Origin of the sequence: Pseudanabaena yagii GIHE-NHR1 (assembly GCF_012863495.1) — a bacterium.
Classification (GTDB): domain Bacteria; phylum Cyanobacteriota; class Cyanobacteriia; order Pseudanabaenales; family Pseudanabaenaceae; genus Pseudanabaena; species Pseudanabaena yagii.
In genome coordinates, this window is the sequence record NZ_JAAVJL010000002.1 from 164,545 (window position 1) to 181,669 (window position 17,125).

Genomic DNA, 17,125 nt, shown 5'->3' on the forward strand with positions numbered 1-17,125 from the left:
TTGCATAAATGAAAGATAAATCAAGAAAATGAAGGAATCAATTTGTGCTTAAGATAGTGAATTAACAAACGAATTGAATACCGCAACATTGCTTCCGATTTTGAATAACATAAAGTTTTTCTATGAAATTGGGCTAAATAATGTATCAGCCTTGTATTTTCACCCTCAATTCTAGTCATGTAGGTTTTGCTGATAATTTGATCATCCGAGTTGATAAACATTTTGTAGACGCAGTAGCCATCAGTAACCCAGAAATAGCATTACCAAACTTTAATCAATGTCTACAAGTTTTCAAAGGTTTGATGGTTACTGAGCCTGTCGAAGTACTACTCCTACTCAAGACCAAGCCGATATGCCTTGACTAAAATGATTCACCGCAGTCCATAACCAAATAAACGTCAGTTCGATTAGCTAAAAGCAATCAGGAGGAAGAGCAGGCAAGCCTTTGAAGAGAAGAGCTCTAAAGCAGGTTTAGACTCTCGATAGGTATAGGCAACTAACTCAGCAAGGAGATTAACGAGGAAATTGAAAAAACTGCGGTGTCTTGATACTTCGACAAGCTCAGTAATTATGCTCAATCTGATAAATGTTCTTGAGTTGGTCATTGATGGACGCAATAATTGCTCTCTTACGAAGTAGAATTTTGTCCATCAACTTGACCAGACAGTTTTTCATTTTTTTCTTGCGCTTGGTAATCAGTTGTAAACCTTGCTGATATAACTTCTCAAACAGCTTTTGGGAGATATAACCACGGTCACCAAATAATTGCCCAAAGAGGTCTATTTTCATGCAAAGACCGATTTATCTTGACTGTCATGCGACAACACCTGTCGATGAGAGGGTGTTAGAAGCAATGCTGCCTTATTTTCGTGAATCCTTTGGAAATCCTGCGAGTGTGGGGCACTTTTATGGATGGGAAGCAGAAGCTGCAGTTAAATTAGCGCGAGAGACGATCGCGAATTCGATCAATGCGACACCCGAAGAAATCATCTTTACCAGTGGTGCGACAGAAGCAAATAATCTTGCCATTAAAGGTGTAGCTGAGGCTTATCATCATAAGGGAAGACATATGATCACCGTACAAACTGAACATAATGCCGTTCTTGATCCCTTTGCCTATTTAGAATCCCTTGGATTTGAAGTTACCTATTTACCTGTTCAGTCCGATGGCTTAATTGATTTACAGCAATTTGAGGCAGCCATTCGTCCTGATACGATTTTAGTCTCGGTCATGGCAGCAAATAATGAGATTGGCGTGTTGCAGCCAATTACGGAAATTGGACAAATCTGTCGCGATCGCCAAATTCTATTTCATAGCGATGCAGCTCAAGCGATCGGCAAAATTCCCCTTGATGTAATGACGATGCATATTGATTTGCTCTCACTTACTGCCCATAAAATCTATGGGGCAAAGGGAATTGGTGCTTTATATGTCCGTCGTCGCAATCCACGAGTCAATCTTGCGCCCCAATTACATGGGGGAGGGCATGAGCGCGGTATGCGTTCGGGAACGCTCTATACACCGCAAATTGTGGGTTTTGCCAAGGCGATAGAAATAGCGATCGCCTCTCAAGTAGAAGAACAAAAACAAGCCCTAAATCTCCGTCAACATCTATGGCAGCGATTGCGTGAGCTAGACTACATTATCCTCAATGGACATCCGACACAAAGACTTGCTGGCAATCTCAATGTGAGTTTCTCAAATATTAACGGACAAGCTCTGATGCTAGCCTTACAGCCAATTGTTGCTATTTCCTCAGGGTCTGCTTGCACTTCTGCCAAAACTGCACCATCCCATGTGCTAATGGCTTTGGGGCATTCTAAAGAGTTAGCCTATGCTTCCATTCGTTTTGGGATCGGTAGATTTAATACTTTTGATGAGATTGAAACAGTTGCTAATCATGTTGTTATGACAGTGCGATCGCTACAGCACGACACTTTGAATTAACAACCAGAGAAATTTTTGAAAGTATCGCCTTCAAAAATTCCTTTTCACTATAGATAATTCAGATAAAAACTACAGCTTCGACTTCGCTCAGCTAGCTTACACCGATGGCTGAGCGAAGTCGAAGCCCCTCTGCAAATTATTTAAAACAACTATACTTAAAAATGCGATCGCTTGGAAACATTACTAAAAATTTAGCGTCATTTTGTTAAAAGTAATATTCTGTAGAAAAATATGCAAAATTTCACTAAATTTAAAAACAATACTCAACAAACTCCAATTACTGCCTCTTTAATCCTGATCTCAATCTTGTCTTTAGGTAGTGGCTTTATCCTCAATAGTCCTTCTGCTGCCTTTGCTGATTCAGATTCCATTCACACTGAGCACAACAGCAAAAAAAGTGAAATCCAACCCATATTAATACCTAAAAATCAGTTACCACCACCTTTAGATAGAGCAGTAATATTTCGAGAAATCTCCAGTGGTGGAATTACTGGCGCAACCTACCAAACAACTCTGCTCAATGATGGAACCCTAATTCGCGTGAAACTTAGCGATGCTAATGACTCTGAACGGAGCGTTCGCCGAGTTTCTGGAGAGCAATTGAAACAGTTTAAGAAATTGTTGCAAACCCACAATCTCACGAGATTTAATAGACTGAGTTATCCTGCGCCCAGAGGCGCTGCTGACTACATTACTTACACAATCACCAACAAAGAAGGAACCTTTCAATACAATGACATTTCTCGTGATGGACTGCCAAATAAGCTCCATAACGTAGTTTTAGCATGGAATCAACTGAAAACTAGTGCTAAACCTCTTACACAATAAGTAGAATTGGTGTGGGCAAAGCCCACACCGATTCTACTCAGAACCAAGTAAATTCGTTGTGCTTAACCCTTAGTCGCAATGCGATCATCAAAGACAAAACATTCTCCTTCCCAGAGACTTTCTTCGGGAGGAACTTCTGCTAAATATTTGAGAATACCTCCCTTGAGATGGTAAACCTCATCAAATCCTTGAGCCAACATATAAGCACTTGCTTTTTCGCAACGAATACCACCTGTGCAGAACATGGCGATTTTTTGCTGTTTGCGATCACTTAAGTTTTCCTCGACATATTTGGGGAACTCATGGAAAAAGTCTAAATTCGGATCGATCGCTCCTTTAAAAGTACCGAATTCCACTTCGTAAATATTGCGTGTATCAATAACGATTACTTCTGGGTCAGAGATTAACGCATTCCAATCCTTAGGATCGATATAGGTTCCCACCTCTTTACTAGGATCGATCCCTGATACTCCAAACTTCACCAATTCCTTTTTAAGTCTTACTCGCAGCTTGTTGTAAGGTATGACATCAGAAGTAGTTTCCTTATGTTCCAAATTTTGCAAACGCGGATCAGAACGTAAATAGCTTAATAAAGCATCAATACCTTCTCGACTACCTGCAATTGTGGAATTAATGCCCTCTTGTGCGAGTAAAATTACACCCTTGAGTTCATGGCGATTACAAAAATCCGTAATGGGCGATCTCATTTCTCGATAGTCAGTCAAATCAGCAAAGTGATAGAAAGTCGCCACCACAAATCGATCAGGGTTCTCTAGATATTTTGCTAGAGACTTCTCCATCACAAAGTTAGTGAGTTTTTCACCACGACAAGAAACTTGTTGCTCCTTGACGACATTAAAGCCACGACTTTTAAAAAATGCCCTCGCAGTAATGCTTACTTCCACAAATAGGCGATCAATTTTTAATTCCAGAGCCTTGGCTTCAATAGCACGATATAGCCGCGTTCCCACACCACAGCGCTGATAGTCCTTATGGCAAAAGAAGCAATCGATATGACCATTGGCTTCTAGTTGTGCAAAGCCAATAAGTTCGCCCTCTTCTTCCGCAACATAGGTAAAGTTGTTACTACAATCTTCTGTCCAGTTGGTGAAATACAAGTCATCAGGTGCCCAAGCCTTGACCTGCTCAGGTGAATAATCACGAATATTCACCTCGCGCACAGTATCATGGAATAGCTGTGCGATGCGATCGCTGTCTTGTTTTTGAAATAGTCGAATTAGCATAGCTATAAATCATATAATCTAGGAAACCATGCTGCAACAGGGACAAAAAATTACGCTCACCATTAATGACCTCGCTGATAGTGGCGATGGAGTGGGTCGTTATGAAAACATCGCCATCTTTGTCCCTAATACAGTCCCTGGAGATCGCATTGCTGCCAAGCTAGAGTTTGTGAAAAAGAATTTTGCCCATGCCAGCATTGAAAAAATTTTAACGCCATCAAGCGATCGCGTCCGTCCTAATTGCATTGTTGCGGATAAATGCGGTGGTTGTCAGTGGCAAGCCGTTAGCTATCCTGCCCAACTGCGAACCAAGCAAAACATCGTTCTCCAAGCATTACAAAGAATTGGCGGCTTTGACTCTGACCTTCTAGAAGAACTCATTTCTCCTATCGTTGGCGCGAAAGATAGCTTGCATTATCGCAATAAAGTTACCTATCCCCTAGCTACTGGAAAAGATGGCAATCTCAAAGCAGGCTACTACCAAAAAGGAAGCCATAAGATCGTCAATCTCAATCAATGCCCTGCTCAAGATGAACGCCTCGATCCGATGCTTGCTGAATTGAAAATGGATATCCATAATCAATGTTGGGAAATCTATGACGAGAATGCTCATACAGGCTTACTACGTCATTTAGGACTGCGTATCGGCAGACATACAGGTGAGATTCTGATTACTATTGTTGCCCGTGATTGGGATGTACCGAATTTAGGAGTATTTGCCCAGACATGGATAGAGCGCTACGACAAGGTGGTGGGTGTAATTCTCAATTGCAATCCTGATAAAACCAATGCTATTTTTGGACGTGAGAGCCGTTGCATTGCGGGTAAAGACTATCTCTTAGAAAAATTTGCGGGTCTAACCTTCCGTCTACGTGGGGATACCTTCTTTCAGGTTTACACAGAGCAAGCAGAGAAGATGTTCAACATTATCGAATCAGAATTGGAATTAGATGGAACAGAAGTTCTCTTAGATGCCTATGCTGGTATTGGCACGATCGCTTTACCCCTAGCCGAACAGGTCAAACAGGCGATCGCGATCGAAATCCAGCCACAGGCTACCGCCCAAGGCAAACTCAACGCGGAACTCAATGGCATTGATAACGTGGTTTTCCACACTGGTAAAGTCGAAGAATTGATCAGTACTCTTAATTTACAACCTGATATTGTGATCCTCGATCCTCCCCGCAAAGGTTGTGAACCTGAAGTAATTACTTTTCTCCGCGAAAATGCTCCTGAACGTATTGTCTATGTCAGTTGTAATCCCGCCACCCAATCTAGAGATCTCAAGTTGCTATGTGAAGGCGATCTCTATCAACTTACCCGCATTCAGCCGATTGACTTTTTCCCGCAAACCTCTCACGTCGAGGCGATCGCTTTTCTGACAAAGCCGTAAATGCTCTTAAGGTGCTATTGCTTACTAATATGTTTTCCGAGATATTGAGTTAAACAATACATCTCGACCTAGAGAATTGGGATACTTGTTCAACAAGCTTTCTGGCAATTGTCCTAACTATAGATAATTCAAATAAGAACTACAGCTTCGACTTCGCTCAGCTAGCTTACACCGATGGCTGAGCGGAGTCGAAGCCCCTCTGCAAATTATTTAAAACAACTATATCTCTTTCTTTGCGATACCTTATTGCTACGCTAAACCACAAAAGACTTTTTGAAAGTATTGCTTTGCAATACTTTCAAAAAGTCTTTTGTGATTAGTTTGCTAGGAGATTGCTATAAAGCGGATTTATCTAGCGATCACTGCGATTGTTATGTTGAGCTTTGCGATCTTGACGGAATTGAGCAAGTTGTTGTTTTTGTTCAGGAGTGAGAACATTGTCAACTTTAGTTTTCGTATCTTGAGAGATCGCTTTTAATTGTTGCTTTTGAGCATCAGTCAAGTTGAGTGACTTACGAACACCCTTACGCTCACCCGACTGGCGAGCTTGTTCCATAATGGCACGCTGTTCGGGCGTAAACACATTTTGGCGTTGTGTTTTGGCATTCTCATGAATTGTCTTGAGTTGAGCCTTTTGAGCATCAGTTAGGTTCAACTTTTTCCATGCACCACCATCATGAGGTTTACGTCTTTCTGGACGAGAAGTGGAATCTGGTGTAGAAGTCTGAGCGGAAACAAGATTAGGAACTGTAACTGCGCCAACTGCCATAGTTACACAAGCGATCGCCAAAACTTTTTTGATATTACGCAACATTTGATTTTCCCCTTTGTGGAAGGCTTAATTATCTGTACGAGGGTTTTGACAATCGCCAAGATCAAAAGGTTCAATAAAAAAATAATTAGGCAATATCTAATTATTTGGGGATTAGCCAGCGCAACTTCTTAAAATTACGCCGATCACTATACCAATGCCGACAAAGCGAACAACCTGCCAAAAAATTTCTCGAAAACTACTCCATGAAATTAGCCGACTTTCTAGCTCTGCTTCAATTTGCTCAAGGCGATTGTTGATTTCCTCTAACTGTTGATGTAGGGATTCTTGGAGAGGATGTACTGGCGATCGCCCATTTTGGGATTTAGGTTTACGACGAATTTTGGAATTACGCGAATTACTGCTGTTGCGGGGGGAAGCATCAGCAATTTCTTGAATCTGCGATCGCATCTGTTCCTGTTGGGCTTCCAATTCTTGCTTCTCACGCAAATCTCGACGCACTTGATGTAAGCGCTGTTCGATTTTTTCTAAGAATTCTCTAGTTTCTTGGAGTTGAATTTCGAGATCGCTCCAATCAGAAATTTCGGTCACAACGTCAATGTAGTAAATGGCAAATAAAGGTTTGGGGTAATACCTTTAATAAGTTGAATTTTACAGTGATTCGCTATCAAGAGCATAGCGACTTTCATTTTGCTGTAGGAAACAAATTTTTTGAGGCGCGGCGAAGCCGCGCCTCAAAAAATTTGTTTCTTTATGTGCATACATGTCCTTAAAGACATATCGGCTTAGTCCGATTAGCGGCGACCCAACCTGCGATCGGCTCAGAAATTTTTAACCAGCCTTGCTTTTCGCTCGTTACGGTAATTTGTGTCCCATTATAAAGAGTCCCCACAATCTCATAGTCAGTTCCTGCATCTTTGCGGACGTTAATCGGCGGATTCGGGTCAGACACTAGACGCTTGGTATAGTCACATTTAGCATCTTGCAAGTTGTTATTGCTAGATTTGGATAGGTTAGAATTTTGGACAAATCTGGCTTGAAAATCACGAATATATACAACATTCTTCATTTCCAATGGGGTTAGGAGCGCTTCAGGAAATTGATCAGGCTCAAATTTGGGTTGATACCAAGGCTGATTACGAAAATAAGCCTGCAATTCAGGATCTTGAAAGCGACGACCATACCTTGCAAAGATTTCATTACGCATGATGTCTAGCTCAAACGTACTTTTGTTTGCTAAATCACTATCAGCGATCGACCGTTCTGACAAAAACAAATATTTAGGATTTGGCGAGATAGCATTGATATTGACATCATTTTTATTGACATCATTTTTGAGGGTAGGGGCTGGACGAAGAAATAGGACAGCACTAGTTGCCGCAATCACGGCTATTACAGCGATCGCTGTCAGTCTTAGCCATTTCTTGTCCTTTTTTAAATAATCCCTTGGCGCAAATGTTGGAGAATCTTGCTCATCTAATTGGGCGATCGCCGTTAAGTCTTGAGTATTTGTCTGAGTATTAGCCTGAGCGTAATTAGGTAGCAGTGTTGGTGCAACAGGAATATATAACTGGCGTAAATCAGCTAAGGCTGCTTCGGCAGATTGATAGCGATCGCGAAAGTCATACTTCACTAACTTGTCGATTACCCTAGCCAAATCATCACTAATCTGAGTGCGATATTTGGTAGCCGCATAGGTCGGTGATTGTCGCCAATTTAGCTCTCCTGTTTCCATATTTTCAGATATTAAACTTGGAGGAACTCCTGTTAACCCTTGGATAGCGATCGCTCCAACCGCATAGAGATCGCTACAGGGGCGAGGTTTCCCGATCGCCTGCTCATTAGGCATATAACCATCAGTCCCAATCGCCACTGTCGAAGCAATGACTGTAGCTGTCTCCACCTGTTTAACTGCACCAAAATCAATCAGAACTAGCTTGCCATCGGAGCGTCGTCGCATGAGATTAGCAGGTTTGATATCACGATGAATTGTCCCCTGTGCATGGACAAACTCCAATATTTCCAAAATATCTAACAAAAAAGCGATCGCCTGTGGCTCATTCATCCGTCCCACAGGATATCCATCTTCTGATCGTTCTTTGGGTATTAGTTCGTTGGTGAGGTCATAGCCATCGATTAGCTCTTGGACTAGGTAAAACTCATGGGCTTCTTCAAAGTGAGCTAGTAAACGCGGAATGCGATCGTGATTACCTAATTTATGTAAAACCCTTGCCTCTGTTTCAAAAAGGCGACTAGCAATTTGTAATACGGACTCATCGCTAGTTGCAGGTTTTAGGCGTTTGACCACGCATTGAGGATGATCGGGCAGTTGTAAGTCCTTTGCCAAAAATGTTTGACCAAAACCGCCACTGCCAAGGTTCTGGATGATTTGATATCGCTGACTAATTACAGTGCCAATCATGCAGTTGGTGATAAGTCTGGTATAGGTCTAAAAAGGCATAATGCAACCTTACAATGCTTTGCCCTAAAGCACCAGACAGCCTACACCTAGTTGTGTTACAAAGTACCGCAACTGGATTATTCTACATAACGCGATCGCTCGATTCTTAAGGCTTCAGTAGCCCTTTGTGCCTCGATCGCTACCTGTGATAAGCAAGCATAAATCAACACGACATAATTAGCTCTCACCGCCGATTCAAGTTGACGACATTGATAAGCAAGAGCTAATGCTCCAACATATTCGCTACTTGCGCGCAATGTATTCAATGATTGCAACAATCGTGGATGATCGCTAAAGGATAAGGACTTGTCGATCGACTGTACGAGACGGGGAGTTTCTTCGAGATAGGAATCAATCACATCTAATAAGAATTTAATGCCCTTCTCGTCATTACCTGCGATCGATAAAATCGTTTCAATAAATTGTGGCTCAATGGCAGGATCGCGATCTTCATCATAAAGATTATGGTCTAACTCCTCTATGCCAGTTTGAGAATCATCTTGCTGAGTATTCGCATCCGTTGGTTCTATGAATAATTGCAGATCAGTATCTAATTGTAGATCGGTATCTTCATGGGGTTCCGAATCAGAAGGTGGTGAGACCTCATTCAGTGCAGTCGTCTCTTGTACGCTATTCTCTGTTTCCGAAGGCTGTATCTCATGATTTACAGGAACTACAGACTCAGATAATTCTAATGCAACCTCATCTTGAGTAGAATTTTCTAGCTGAGGATTTTCTATTTCTGATGAATGCGCCTCCACTATAGCTTCTGGAAATCTGATTTCTTGTTCTGCAACCTCCATAAATGGCGGCACAATAATTATTGTTTCTAGCTCTGCTGAGCTTATAGCGATCGCCTCTTGTGAAGAATTATCTGAATCAGGGTTTTCTGACTCAGATACCTGTGATGTAAATTGTGGTTCAGCTTGTGCTTCAATTAAGGAGTCTGAGCTTTTTTCTGCTTGTTCAACATTTGCTACAGCTAATGAGGATTCACTAGTTGTAACTTCAGATTGAGGATTGTCTAACTCACTATCTGTAGTTTCAGATAACTTAACTGATTCTACTTCATCTTCACTTACATCAGCAGATACTATATTTACTTCTTCTGAGATAGAAGACTCTACCTCAGCAACTATCATATTCGCATCTTCTGGAACAGAAGATTGAGAAGTCTCTACTTCAGAAATACTTTCAGTTTGCAGATTGTTGATGCTGTGCTCAATATTCCTGTCATCTATATCGGCATGTTGAATATCCGCTAAATTTTTTGAATCTGTAGTGGTTTCTTCTACTGGGTTAGGTGTAACTATTTCCTCATCTTGATCTGTGTTTTCCTCTACCACAGAAGTTGTGTTCTCTTCTATGTTCTCTGTATTAAGATTGTCATTTGTTTGATTAGAGGATTGTGAGGTGTCTGGAATTAAAAATAATCGCGGTACACCATTTTGAGATATTGATGAATAGTCAGAATCTGTCACCTCATCATCAAGATCTTCTTCGATTTCTTGTGATTCAATAACCTCTTCATCTTCTTGATCTGCAACTTCTTCTAAATCAACATCTGATGCGGTTGTTTCCTGATCTATTACCTGATCTAAATTTTCCTCTGTCTGCGCTATTTGCTCGATCGCTTCAGGATCTCTAGGCTCGCTGAGATTATCAATCGAATCATCAAGATCGCTAATCTGCTCTTGAGTATCATCTTCAGCAACATCTTGAGAAAACATCGCGATGATTGGCTCATTGTCATCTATTAATGAATTAACCTCATCAGTTAATTCATTGTCTGGAGTCTCAATTTTAGATTTAGATTCGATAATCTCGTTAACAGTTTCCTGCAAACTATTTAACTCAGTCTGGAGAGCTTGCAAGTCATCAGCCAATATCTGTGACTGTTGACGCATATTAGATAAGGATATGGCAATCCCGATCTGAGCAGCCACTAACGACAGAGAGGTGCGATCGCTTTCTGACCAAGTGTGATAGACACTGCCATGAAAAGCAACTAAGGTTCCCCAAGCTTCTTGCCCCGCATAGATTTTATTCGCGGCATAGGAGGAAATGCCAATCTGTTCTAGCAATGTGACAATATGCGAAGAAAAGCTGGAGCTACGGATACTATCTACAATTTGCGAGGATTGTTCCGATTGCATCGAATCCACCATATGCTTTGCTAGCAATAGCTGTCTTTCAGGCATATCGGCGATAGAGACGATCCCTGAGGCGATCGCATCGGTTGTAAATTCTCCTCGACCGTCACCATGACGACGAAAAATCGCGACCCGATCCACTTGGAGTAGTTTCTGAGCAACTTGGACGGCAACCTGTAAAACCAGCTCTAAGGATGGCGATCGCTGGATGGCATCCGCAAGTTGGGCGAGAGCTTTTTCCCTAGCAATGATATTGCTAAAAGTATTGGAAGCCTGAGTTTCTTCAACCTGTGCGGACATGAGCTTTTCGTACCGCTCTTGCCAGCTCAGTTGATGAACACGCTCCTGCTGTACCAAAATTGCTTTGAGGCGTTCATAGGCAGCGCGATCGCGGCATAGGTGGCGAATTTGATCTAAGAGGGTAGAATCCATGTGTGCAAATGACTATCCTCGATAGTATTCCAGTATTGTCCAGATATAGTCAGATTAGGGTTTACCTGATCTAGACAATGGATTTTAACTAACTTGATTTCGCGATCGCATGAGACACAAAGCGTAACTTTGCTAGGATTTTATTTTTGCTGTAAGGCTTGTCTAGGCAAGTTTTGACTGTAAAAACAAGTTAAGATCGTATTTTGTTTGCAAACCGACTTTAAGTTAAAAAATATGGTGCGCTATACGCTTGCCCAGAGTCCTGAAGTTGTCTTGACCGTTGCTGGCAAAGATTCGCCAAAAGCACGCGACAAGGCAATGGCAGAACTGATTGAATTAATGGACTCAGGCAAACTCGATACCGATCTTGCCGATGGCTTTAGTCCCGACCAATTTATCGAAGTGAGAGAACTTTCCATGTCTGAAGATCGTGAAGATCCCATTACCCAAGCGGTACAAATCCTCAATAATCTGGCAACCCTCAAAATTAAGGTTCAAGAATTACGCTCTGATGCGATGCAGGTGCGATCGCAAATTGACATTTTGTTTAGCGATGAAATTGTCTCTGAGGAACAAATCAATAGCATTAAAGAAGGTTTTAAAACCCTCAAAAACTTTGCTCAGCTTAATATGAAATTTCTCGATGCGCGATCGCAAGCTGAAAATGCCCGTCAAGTCCTCGATGAAGCTCTCAAGTCTCCCAACTCTGAAGCTAAAGCTCCCGAAGTTGTGGCTGAAGTTGATGCACCTTTAGAAGTTGCGGCTGATACCAATGAGTCTGATGATGCGGAAGTTACTAGTGAGCCTGTGACGGAAGTTGACAATGCCATCGTGGAAGTACCTGTAAGTAAATCCACCAAGAAAAAATAGCCTCAAAAAAGCAGCACGAAGTGCTGCTTTTTTATTACTCTAGTTGTTAGGATGGGCGGAGCTTTGCGCCGCCCATCCTAAACAAGCATAAATTATTTGTATAAACTCTAGAACTTACGCATTGATAAAAGGGAGAAAATAGGCTTTGAAATAGCCAGCAATAGCCGTTACTCACCATATGAACAATACATAATGTAGGCATAGTCTTGCATAGGAATCACCTAGTTGTTCCAGGATAGAAATTTAGCCCAGATTTTAATACTAACTTTTAGAGTGGCAGAGACTGAGAATAATTAAGTATTACAAATCTAAATTTTTCTCAGTCTTCTCAGATCGATTTTGGCGCGGAGTTCATCTTTGATTCTTGCTAATATCGAATCTTCATCAATGGTTTCCAAAATTCTTTTAACCACAGCTTTGGGGCCATCGGCTCCCCATGATGCTCCATTGGCGAGATATTCCTTCGTGACTAGTCCGAGGGCATAGGTGGAGAAACCCGCTACACCTGCTTGGGCGATCGCTACTGACACATAACCACCCATCGTGAGACCCCCCGTTACAGGGGCAGCGATACCGAGCAAACTTTTGAGAGAACTTAAGCCGAAAGTAGCTAGAAATTCACTTGCGCCGATGCCACCCATACCCAGTGCAATTTTTTGCATGAGGGAAATTGCGCCACGATTACTCATATTGATGCCATAGAGCTTTGATAGCGCCACGATCATCGATACATCGATAATTGCAGTGCTAATTACATCTATAACAGTAATCGGATTTACCGCGATCGCAACGGCTTGGGTAATTACGCAATTCCAGATGATGCGATTAGCTTGGCGATCGCGCACAAACATTTTGCGTTGGACTACCCGCTCCTGCACCATATCTGCAAACATCATTGTATTTAAAGCAATGAGAGATTTCCCTTCGCGATCAAGTACCTCAAGGATTTTCAGTTTTAAATCTTCGATCTGCGGTTTACCTGCTACCAACTCTGCTTCAAAGGAGCCATCGGGCTGACGGATCGCTTTAGCTACAAGAGGCGAAGCTGCGGTCATCACGATTTCATCTTGGGTTAATAGTTCCCGCACCCGTTCATCACGAATTTTGGCATAGATTGCCATCCGATCTTCAGGAGGATATTGGTCAATTTTGTTAAATACCAGCAAAATCGGTTTACTAGCGCCTCGCAATTCCGAAAGCGCATCATATTCAACTTTGGTAATATCTCCTGCAACGACAAACAAGATTAAATCTGCCTGTTGCGCGATTCGTTTGGCAAGTTCCGCACGACCTTCGCCGTCAACCTCATCAATTCCGGGGGTGTCGATTAATTCAATCCGTGCCTCGCCGCGTCCTTGAAATGAAGCTTTGAGAATAGTGCGATCGCCATTAGACTGCATCGCCTCACGGGAGATCTGCCATTCCGCCGCTTGCCGAGTCGTTGTCACCCCATGCAAGGGGCCAGTCTCAAAAACTTGCCCTCCCATCAAGGCATTCAGCACCGATGATTTACCACGACCGACCATCCCAAATACGGCTATTTGGAGAACTTGACGCTCTAATTTATCCAACATTTGTTGAAGTTCTTCGAGTGGCTCCTCTAGACCACGCCGTTCTCTCTCTGATAGGTCGAGCTTTGACACAATGTCTCGTAATGTCCGTTGCGCTTGACGATAATTTAGCTCCTCAAAAATCTCATCAAAGCTGAGAAAATTGTCATCTTGTGGCATAACTTCGCTAGGCATATATATTTGCAGGAACTATAATTATGTTATTCGAGTCTTAGAAAGTAGCAATTCAGTCGCAGAATTGCTATAAAACTGGTATAAAAAGGTTGTCTTTTGGAGCAAGATATTGTTAGAGTTGCGAGCGCGTAACTTCCAAGTAATTAATCTCTTTTGATTTTTACCTTTTGCCTCATTTACTTGTGTCTCACTCACTTTCCCAAACATATCCAATAAGCATATTGTAGCTAGGAGAAATATGTCCGTATTTAAGTCGTTGGTCAAGCTAGCAGCCACCGCAAGTGTCGCAGGGGCGATCGCTGTTAGTCCCATATTTACTCTCAAGGCTGAAGCTCTGACTGAGGCGCAAGTTTTAGAAAGGTTGGGGAGTATTCCTGTTTTCACGATTACCGATGATAAGGGGTCGCCACTTTTAGGGGCAATACCTCAGCAACCGAATGCTAAGACTGATGATAGTCAGCTTTTATTCTTCTTCCTTGGACCCGACGAAGCGCAGCAAATGCTAAGTCAGGTGCAGAAATCTAATCCTGAAGTTGGCAAGAAAGCGCAGATCATTGTGCGATCGATGAATGATGCTTACCAAGTGATCCGCCAAAACAAAGACAAGAAAGTTCTATTTCAGTTTATTCCTGCTAAATCTAGCATTGAATCCGCAAGAACCATATTGACAGCTCAAGGCGTTGCGGCTGATAAAATTCCTAACGTTCCTGTTTTCTTTGCGATCGGTGGACAAGCTAATAGTCAAGGCTTATTGACGATGAGCATCGATCAAAATGGTAAGAAGGAGCAAGTAGTTCCTTTCTTCCTCGACAAGTCTGATCTGCAAAACCTGCTCGATCGCGCTAGCAAGGATCAACCAGATATTACCAAAGCGACAAAAATTCAGGTTGCATCGTTGTTCCAAGTATTAGACTCGATGGTGACTAAGGATAACAAGCCCAATCCTGAAGTTGATCGCTTTCAGTTTGTGCCATCACGCACTTCGTTTGAGTATATTCTCAAAAATAGTAAGCAATCAGCTAATCCTCAGTTAGCACCTCAGACTGCTCCTAAGAAATAGCCAAAAAAGAGGGTGCAAAGCACCCTCTTTTTTGGCTCAAAAGTAAAAGCCTTGCTACGCAAGGCTTTTACTTTTGAGTTTTTAAAATTTTCCAGCTTACCCCAAACTGACGTTAGCTTACCAATCCCAATCAGAGTCTTGATTGTTACGACCACGACTGCCGCCGCCATAGCCAGCATCACGATTATCGCCATAATTACGGCTGGAATAGTCTCTTGAGCCATAGTCACGACTATCTCGTTCTCTCACTCCATAATCACGATTTGGCTCGCGATTTGCATCTCTATTGACATTACGTGAATAGTCTTGCTGTGGCTCACGATTGTAGTCACGATTATTTTGATTATCGCGGTAAACATCACGATTATTATCGCGGTTCATGTAAGCAGAAGGAGCAGCAGCCTTTACATCAGGTGCACCACCAAAAGCTATCAATAAAGGGAAGCGTAGTAAATCTACGGAAATAAGCTCTTCAGATTCATCAATCACGACTAAGGGGCTAAGTCCTTCTTTCACAAGGCGATCGCCTTTAGTAGCTAGAGGCTCAGGATCTTCAAATAGGGCAATGCCTTTGTCAGAACCAAAATGTTCTCTAGTCAATCCTAAACAATCTTGAAATCCACGTCGCCATTCACCTAGACGCTCTGGCGAGGTTGCCAAGACTAATACTCGTAATTTTTCACCATATACAGCCTTGAGGACGGAGATCGCCGCCGAGGTCACCAGAATATTCTGTAAGCGTGTTCCCATGGTACGAATTGCACCACGTCCTGACTGCTCAAAAAACCATTTAGATACGCGATCGGCATGAACTTGCTCAAAGGTACGCCGCAGTTTCCATGCGGGACCATAGTAATCAGGCAAAGTTCGATAACGCTCTAGCAACTGCTCTACCCGTTGCTTATATTCAGCAAAGGTTTGCTCTGATAGGAGTGGTGGCTCGACTTCCTTGGTGGGTTTCTTGTCATTAACCACCACGGTTTCGGCTTCAACTTTTGCAGGTGGGGCAATGAGATTGAGCTTTTCGGCGCTAGCTACTAAATCTTGCAAGCTACCTACTAAATAATCCTTAAAGCCTTGCACACGCACAGCAATATCCTGTGATACCCCCGCATAAGTACTAGTCATTTCCTTGTCGAGGCGCTCTTTACGCTTCTCCAGCACTGCGATCGCCGCTTGTAGTTCTTGTTTTTGATATTCTAATCTTGCTACATCGGCTTGAGCGAGGCGAATAATCCCTGCCTGTAGATCATCTATCTGATCTTGTAAAACCTTAGCTTTTGTAGTTTTAAGCTGATCTAACTCAGCCTTAAGAGATGCTTCTTCCTGCTTTAATTGGTCAATAACCGCCAACCTTTCTGATATTAGGGATGTTTCTTCATCATTTTCTACGCGATCAAGATTTTGTTCTGCTGTAGGCTCATTAGCCAATTCATTCTCAGAATTATCATTTTCATTAGCGATCATTGTAGCTATGGGCATACTATCATTGCTAGTATCAGCAGGCAAATTGGGAACATTGTCAGTTGTATGCTCATCTAAAATTTCGGATGAGGTGATTTCTTCGTAGGATTCTCCTTGGTCAGATGGATTTAAATTTTCTTCTACGGTCAATTGATCGGACTCCATAAAGTTCTCATCGCATCGGGTCTACCTATTTTATACTAATTTCTTAACATAGAGGTTCTGCCCCATGAAAACCTATAGCTGACAATAATCATTAGGTTGACAACTGTACTGATGCTGGTAAAAGCAGCAAGATGTTCATTTTATCGACAGTAAACTAAAAATTACTAAAAATATAGGTTCTGAATCTGGATATTGTCATCACTATGTAGTCCTTAGTAAATTCCAGATAACAAAAAATATATTTCGTTCAATAATTCATACTTTCCTGTCTCTAAATATATAGCAGTCCTAAATCATTTGTAGATTTTTGGGTTTGTGGAAGCGCACCCCGAAGGGGTGCGCTTCCACAAACCATTTAGATTGCTATATATCTTTAAAAACATAAAGAATTAATTGAGGAATCACTAAAGTTAATTCATGAAGAAAAAAATAGATAGAATATATAATAGTTTGATTATTATAGAGACTATTACAACTTTTATTTCTACTGACTATAGAACAATGGATAGATAAAAAATATCTTCATCCACCGTAACATCAGTTAATATTAGCGATTTTAGAAATGTTATATAATTTTTGATTAATATTTA

The 17,125-nt window shown here is 41.8% G+C and carries 12 protein-coding genes and 2 pseudogenes; 5 read left to right on the forward strand and 9 right to left on the reverse strand.

Going from position 1 to position 17,125, the window contains the following annotated elements:
- Window positions 1-20: 20 nt before the first annotated feature.
- A pseudogene (locus HC246_RS27005) lies at window positions 21-266 on the reverse strand (IS1 family transposase); the annotation flags it as partial.
- Between the two features lie 145 nt (window positions 267-411).
- Window positions 412-780: pseudogene (locus HC246_RS27150) on the reverse strand (transposase); the annotation flags it as partial.
- Window positions 781-787: 7 nt separating this feature from the next.
- Here HC246_RS27150 and HC246_RS17590 point away from each other — a divergent pair.
- Window positions 788-1,948, forward strand: a complete 1,161-nt coding sequence (locus tag HC246_RS17590; protein WP_169364769.1) for an IscS subfamily cysteine desulfurase — start codon at window positions 788-790, stop codon at window positions 1,946-1,948.
- 231 nt (window positions 1,949-2,179) lie between these two features.
- On the forward strand, window positions 2,180-2,776 hold the full coding sequence (locus HC246_RS17595) for a hypothetical protein (protein WP_169364770.1): 597 nt from the start codon (window positions 2,180-2,182) through the stop codon (window positions 2,774-2,776).
- 62 nt (window positions 2,777-2,838) lie between these two features.
- Here the strand turns inward: HC246_RS17595 and trhO are convergent, their stop codons facing one another.
- A complete protein-coding gene (gene trhO / locus HC246_RS26000) occupies window positions 2,839-4,020 on the reverse strand; it encodes an oxygen-dependent tRNA uridine(34) hydroxylase TrhO (protein ID WP_169364771.1) in 1,182 nt (393 codons plus the stop codon).
- A gap of 28 nt (window positions 4,021-4,048) precedes the next feature.
- Here trhO and rlmD point away from each other — a divergent pair, with 28 nt between their 5' ends.
- Window positions 4,049-5,413 carry a 23S rRNA (uracil(1939)-C(5))-methyltransferase RlmD gene (gene rlmD / locus HC246_RS17605; RefSeq protein ID WP_169364772.1) on the forward strand — a complete coding sequence of 455 codons (1,365 nt, stop codon included), beginning with the start codon at window positions 4,049-4,051 and terminating at the stop codon, window positions 5,411-5,413.
- Window positions 5,414-5,765: 352 nt separating this feature from the next.
- Here rlmD and HC246_RS17610 read toward each other — a convergent pair whose 3' ends face one another.
- The 4 genes from HC246_RS17610 to HC246_RS17625 form a co-directional block, all read right to left on the reverse strand.
- A complete protein-coding gene (locus HC246_RS17610; RefSeq protein WP_169364773.1) occupies window positions 5,766-6,227 on the reverse strand; it encodes a Spy/CpxP family protein refolding chaperone in 462 nt (153 codons plus the stop codon).
- 111 nt (window positions 6,228-6,338) lie between these two features.
- Window positions 6,339-6,776: a hypothetical protein gene (locus HC246_RS17615; RefSeq protein ID WP_169364774.1), complete on the reverse strand. Its 438-nt coding sequence runs from the start codon at window positions 6,774-6,776 to the stop codon at window positions 6,339-6,341.
- A gap of 178 nt (window positions 6,777-6,954) precedes the next feature.
- The gene (locus HC246_RS17620; RefSeq protein WP_169364775.1) at window positions 6,955-8,607 is read right to left on the reverse strand and encodes a protein kinase domain-containing protein; all 1,653 of its coding nucleotides are present in this window, start codon (window positions 8,605-8,607) and stop codon (window positions 6,955-6,957) included.
- A gap of 116 nt (window positions 8,608-8,723) precedes the next feature.
- On the reverse strand, window positions 8,724-11,231 hold the full coding sequence (locus HC246_RS17625) for a GAF domain-containing protein (RefSeq protein WP_169364776.1): 2,508 nt from the start codon (window positions 11,229-11,231) through the stop codon (window positions 8,724-8,726).
- 234 nt (window positions 11,232-11,465) lie between these two features.
- On the opposite strand from HC246_RS17625, the gene HC246_RS17630 reads away from it, so the two are divergent.
- Complete coding sequence (locus HC246_RS17630; RefSeq protein WP_169364777.1) at window positions 11,466-12,101, forward strand: hypothetical protein; 636 nt, start codon at window positions 11,466-11,468, stop codon at window positions 12,099-12,101.
- A gap of 308 nt (window positions 12,102-12,409) precedes the next feature.
- Here HC246_RS17630 and HC246_RS17635 read toward each other — a convergent pair whose 3' ends face one another.
- Window positions 12,410-13,846 (reverse strand): GTP-binding protein, encoded by a 1,437-nt coding sequence (locus HC246_RS17635; RefSeq protein WP_169364778.1) that lies wholly within the window; start codon window positions 13,844-13,846, stop codon window positions 12,410-12,412.
- A 238-nt stretch (window positions 13,847-14,084) separates the two neighbouring features.
- Here HC246_RS17635 and HC246_RS17640 point away from each other — a divergent pair, with 238 nt between their 5' ends.
- On the forward strand, window positions 14,085-14,906 hold the full coding sequence (locus tag HC246_RS17640) for a Tic22 family protein (protein ID WP_169364779.1): 822 nt from the start codon (window positions 14,085-14,087) through the stop codon (window positions 14,904-14,906).
- A 117-nt stretch (window positions 14,907-15,023) separates the two neighbouring features.
- On the opposite strand, the gene HC246_RS17645 is transcribed toward HC246_RS17640, so the two are convergent.
- Entirely contained in the window at window positions 15,024-16,535 is a 1,512-nt protein-coding gene (locus HC246_RS17645; protein WP_225903045.1) for a DUF3086 domain-containing protein, read from the reverse strand.
- Between the last annotated feature and the right edge of the window lie 590 nt (window positions 16,536-17,125).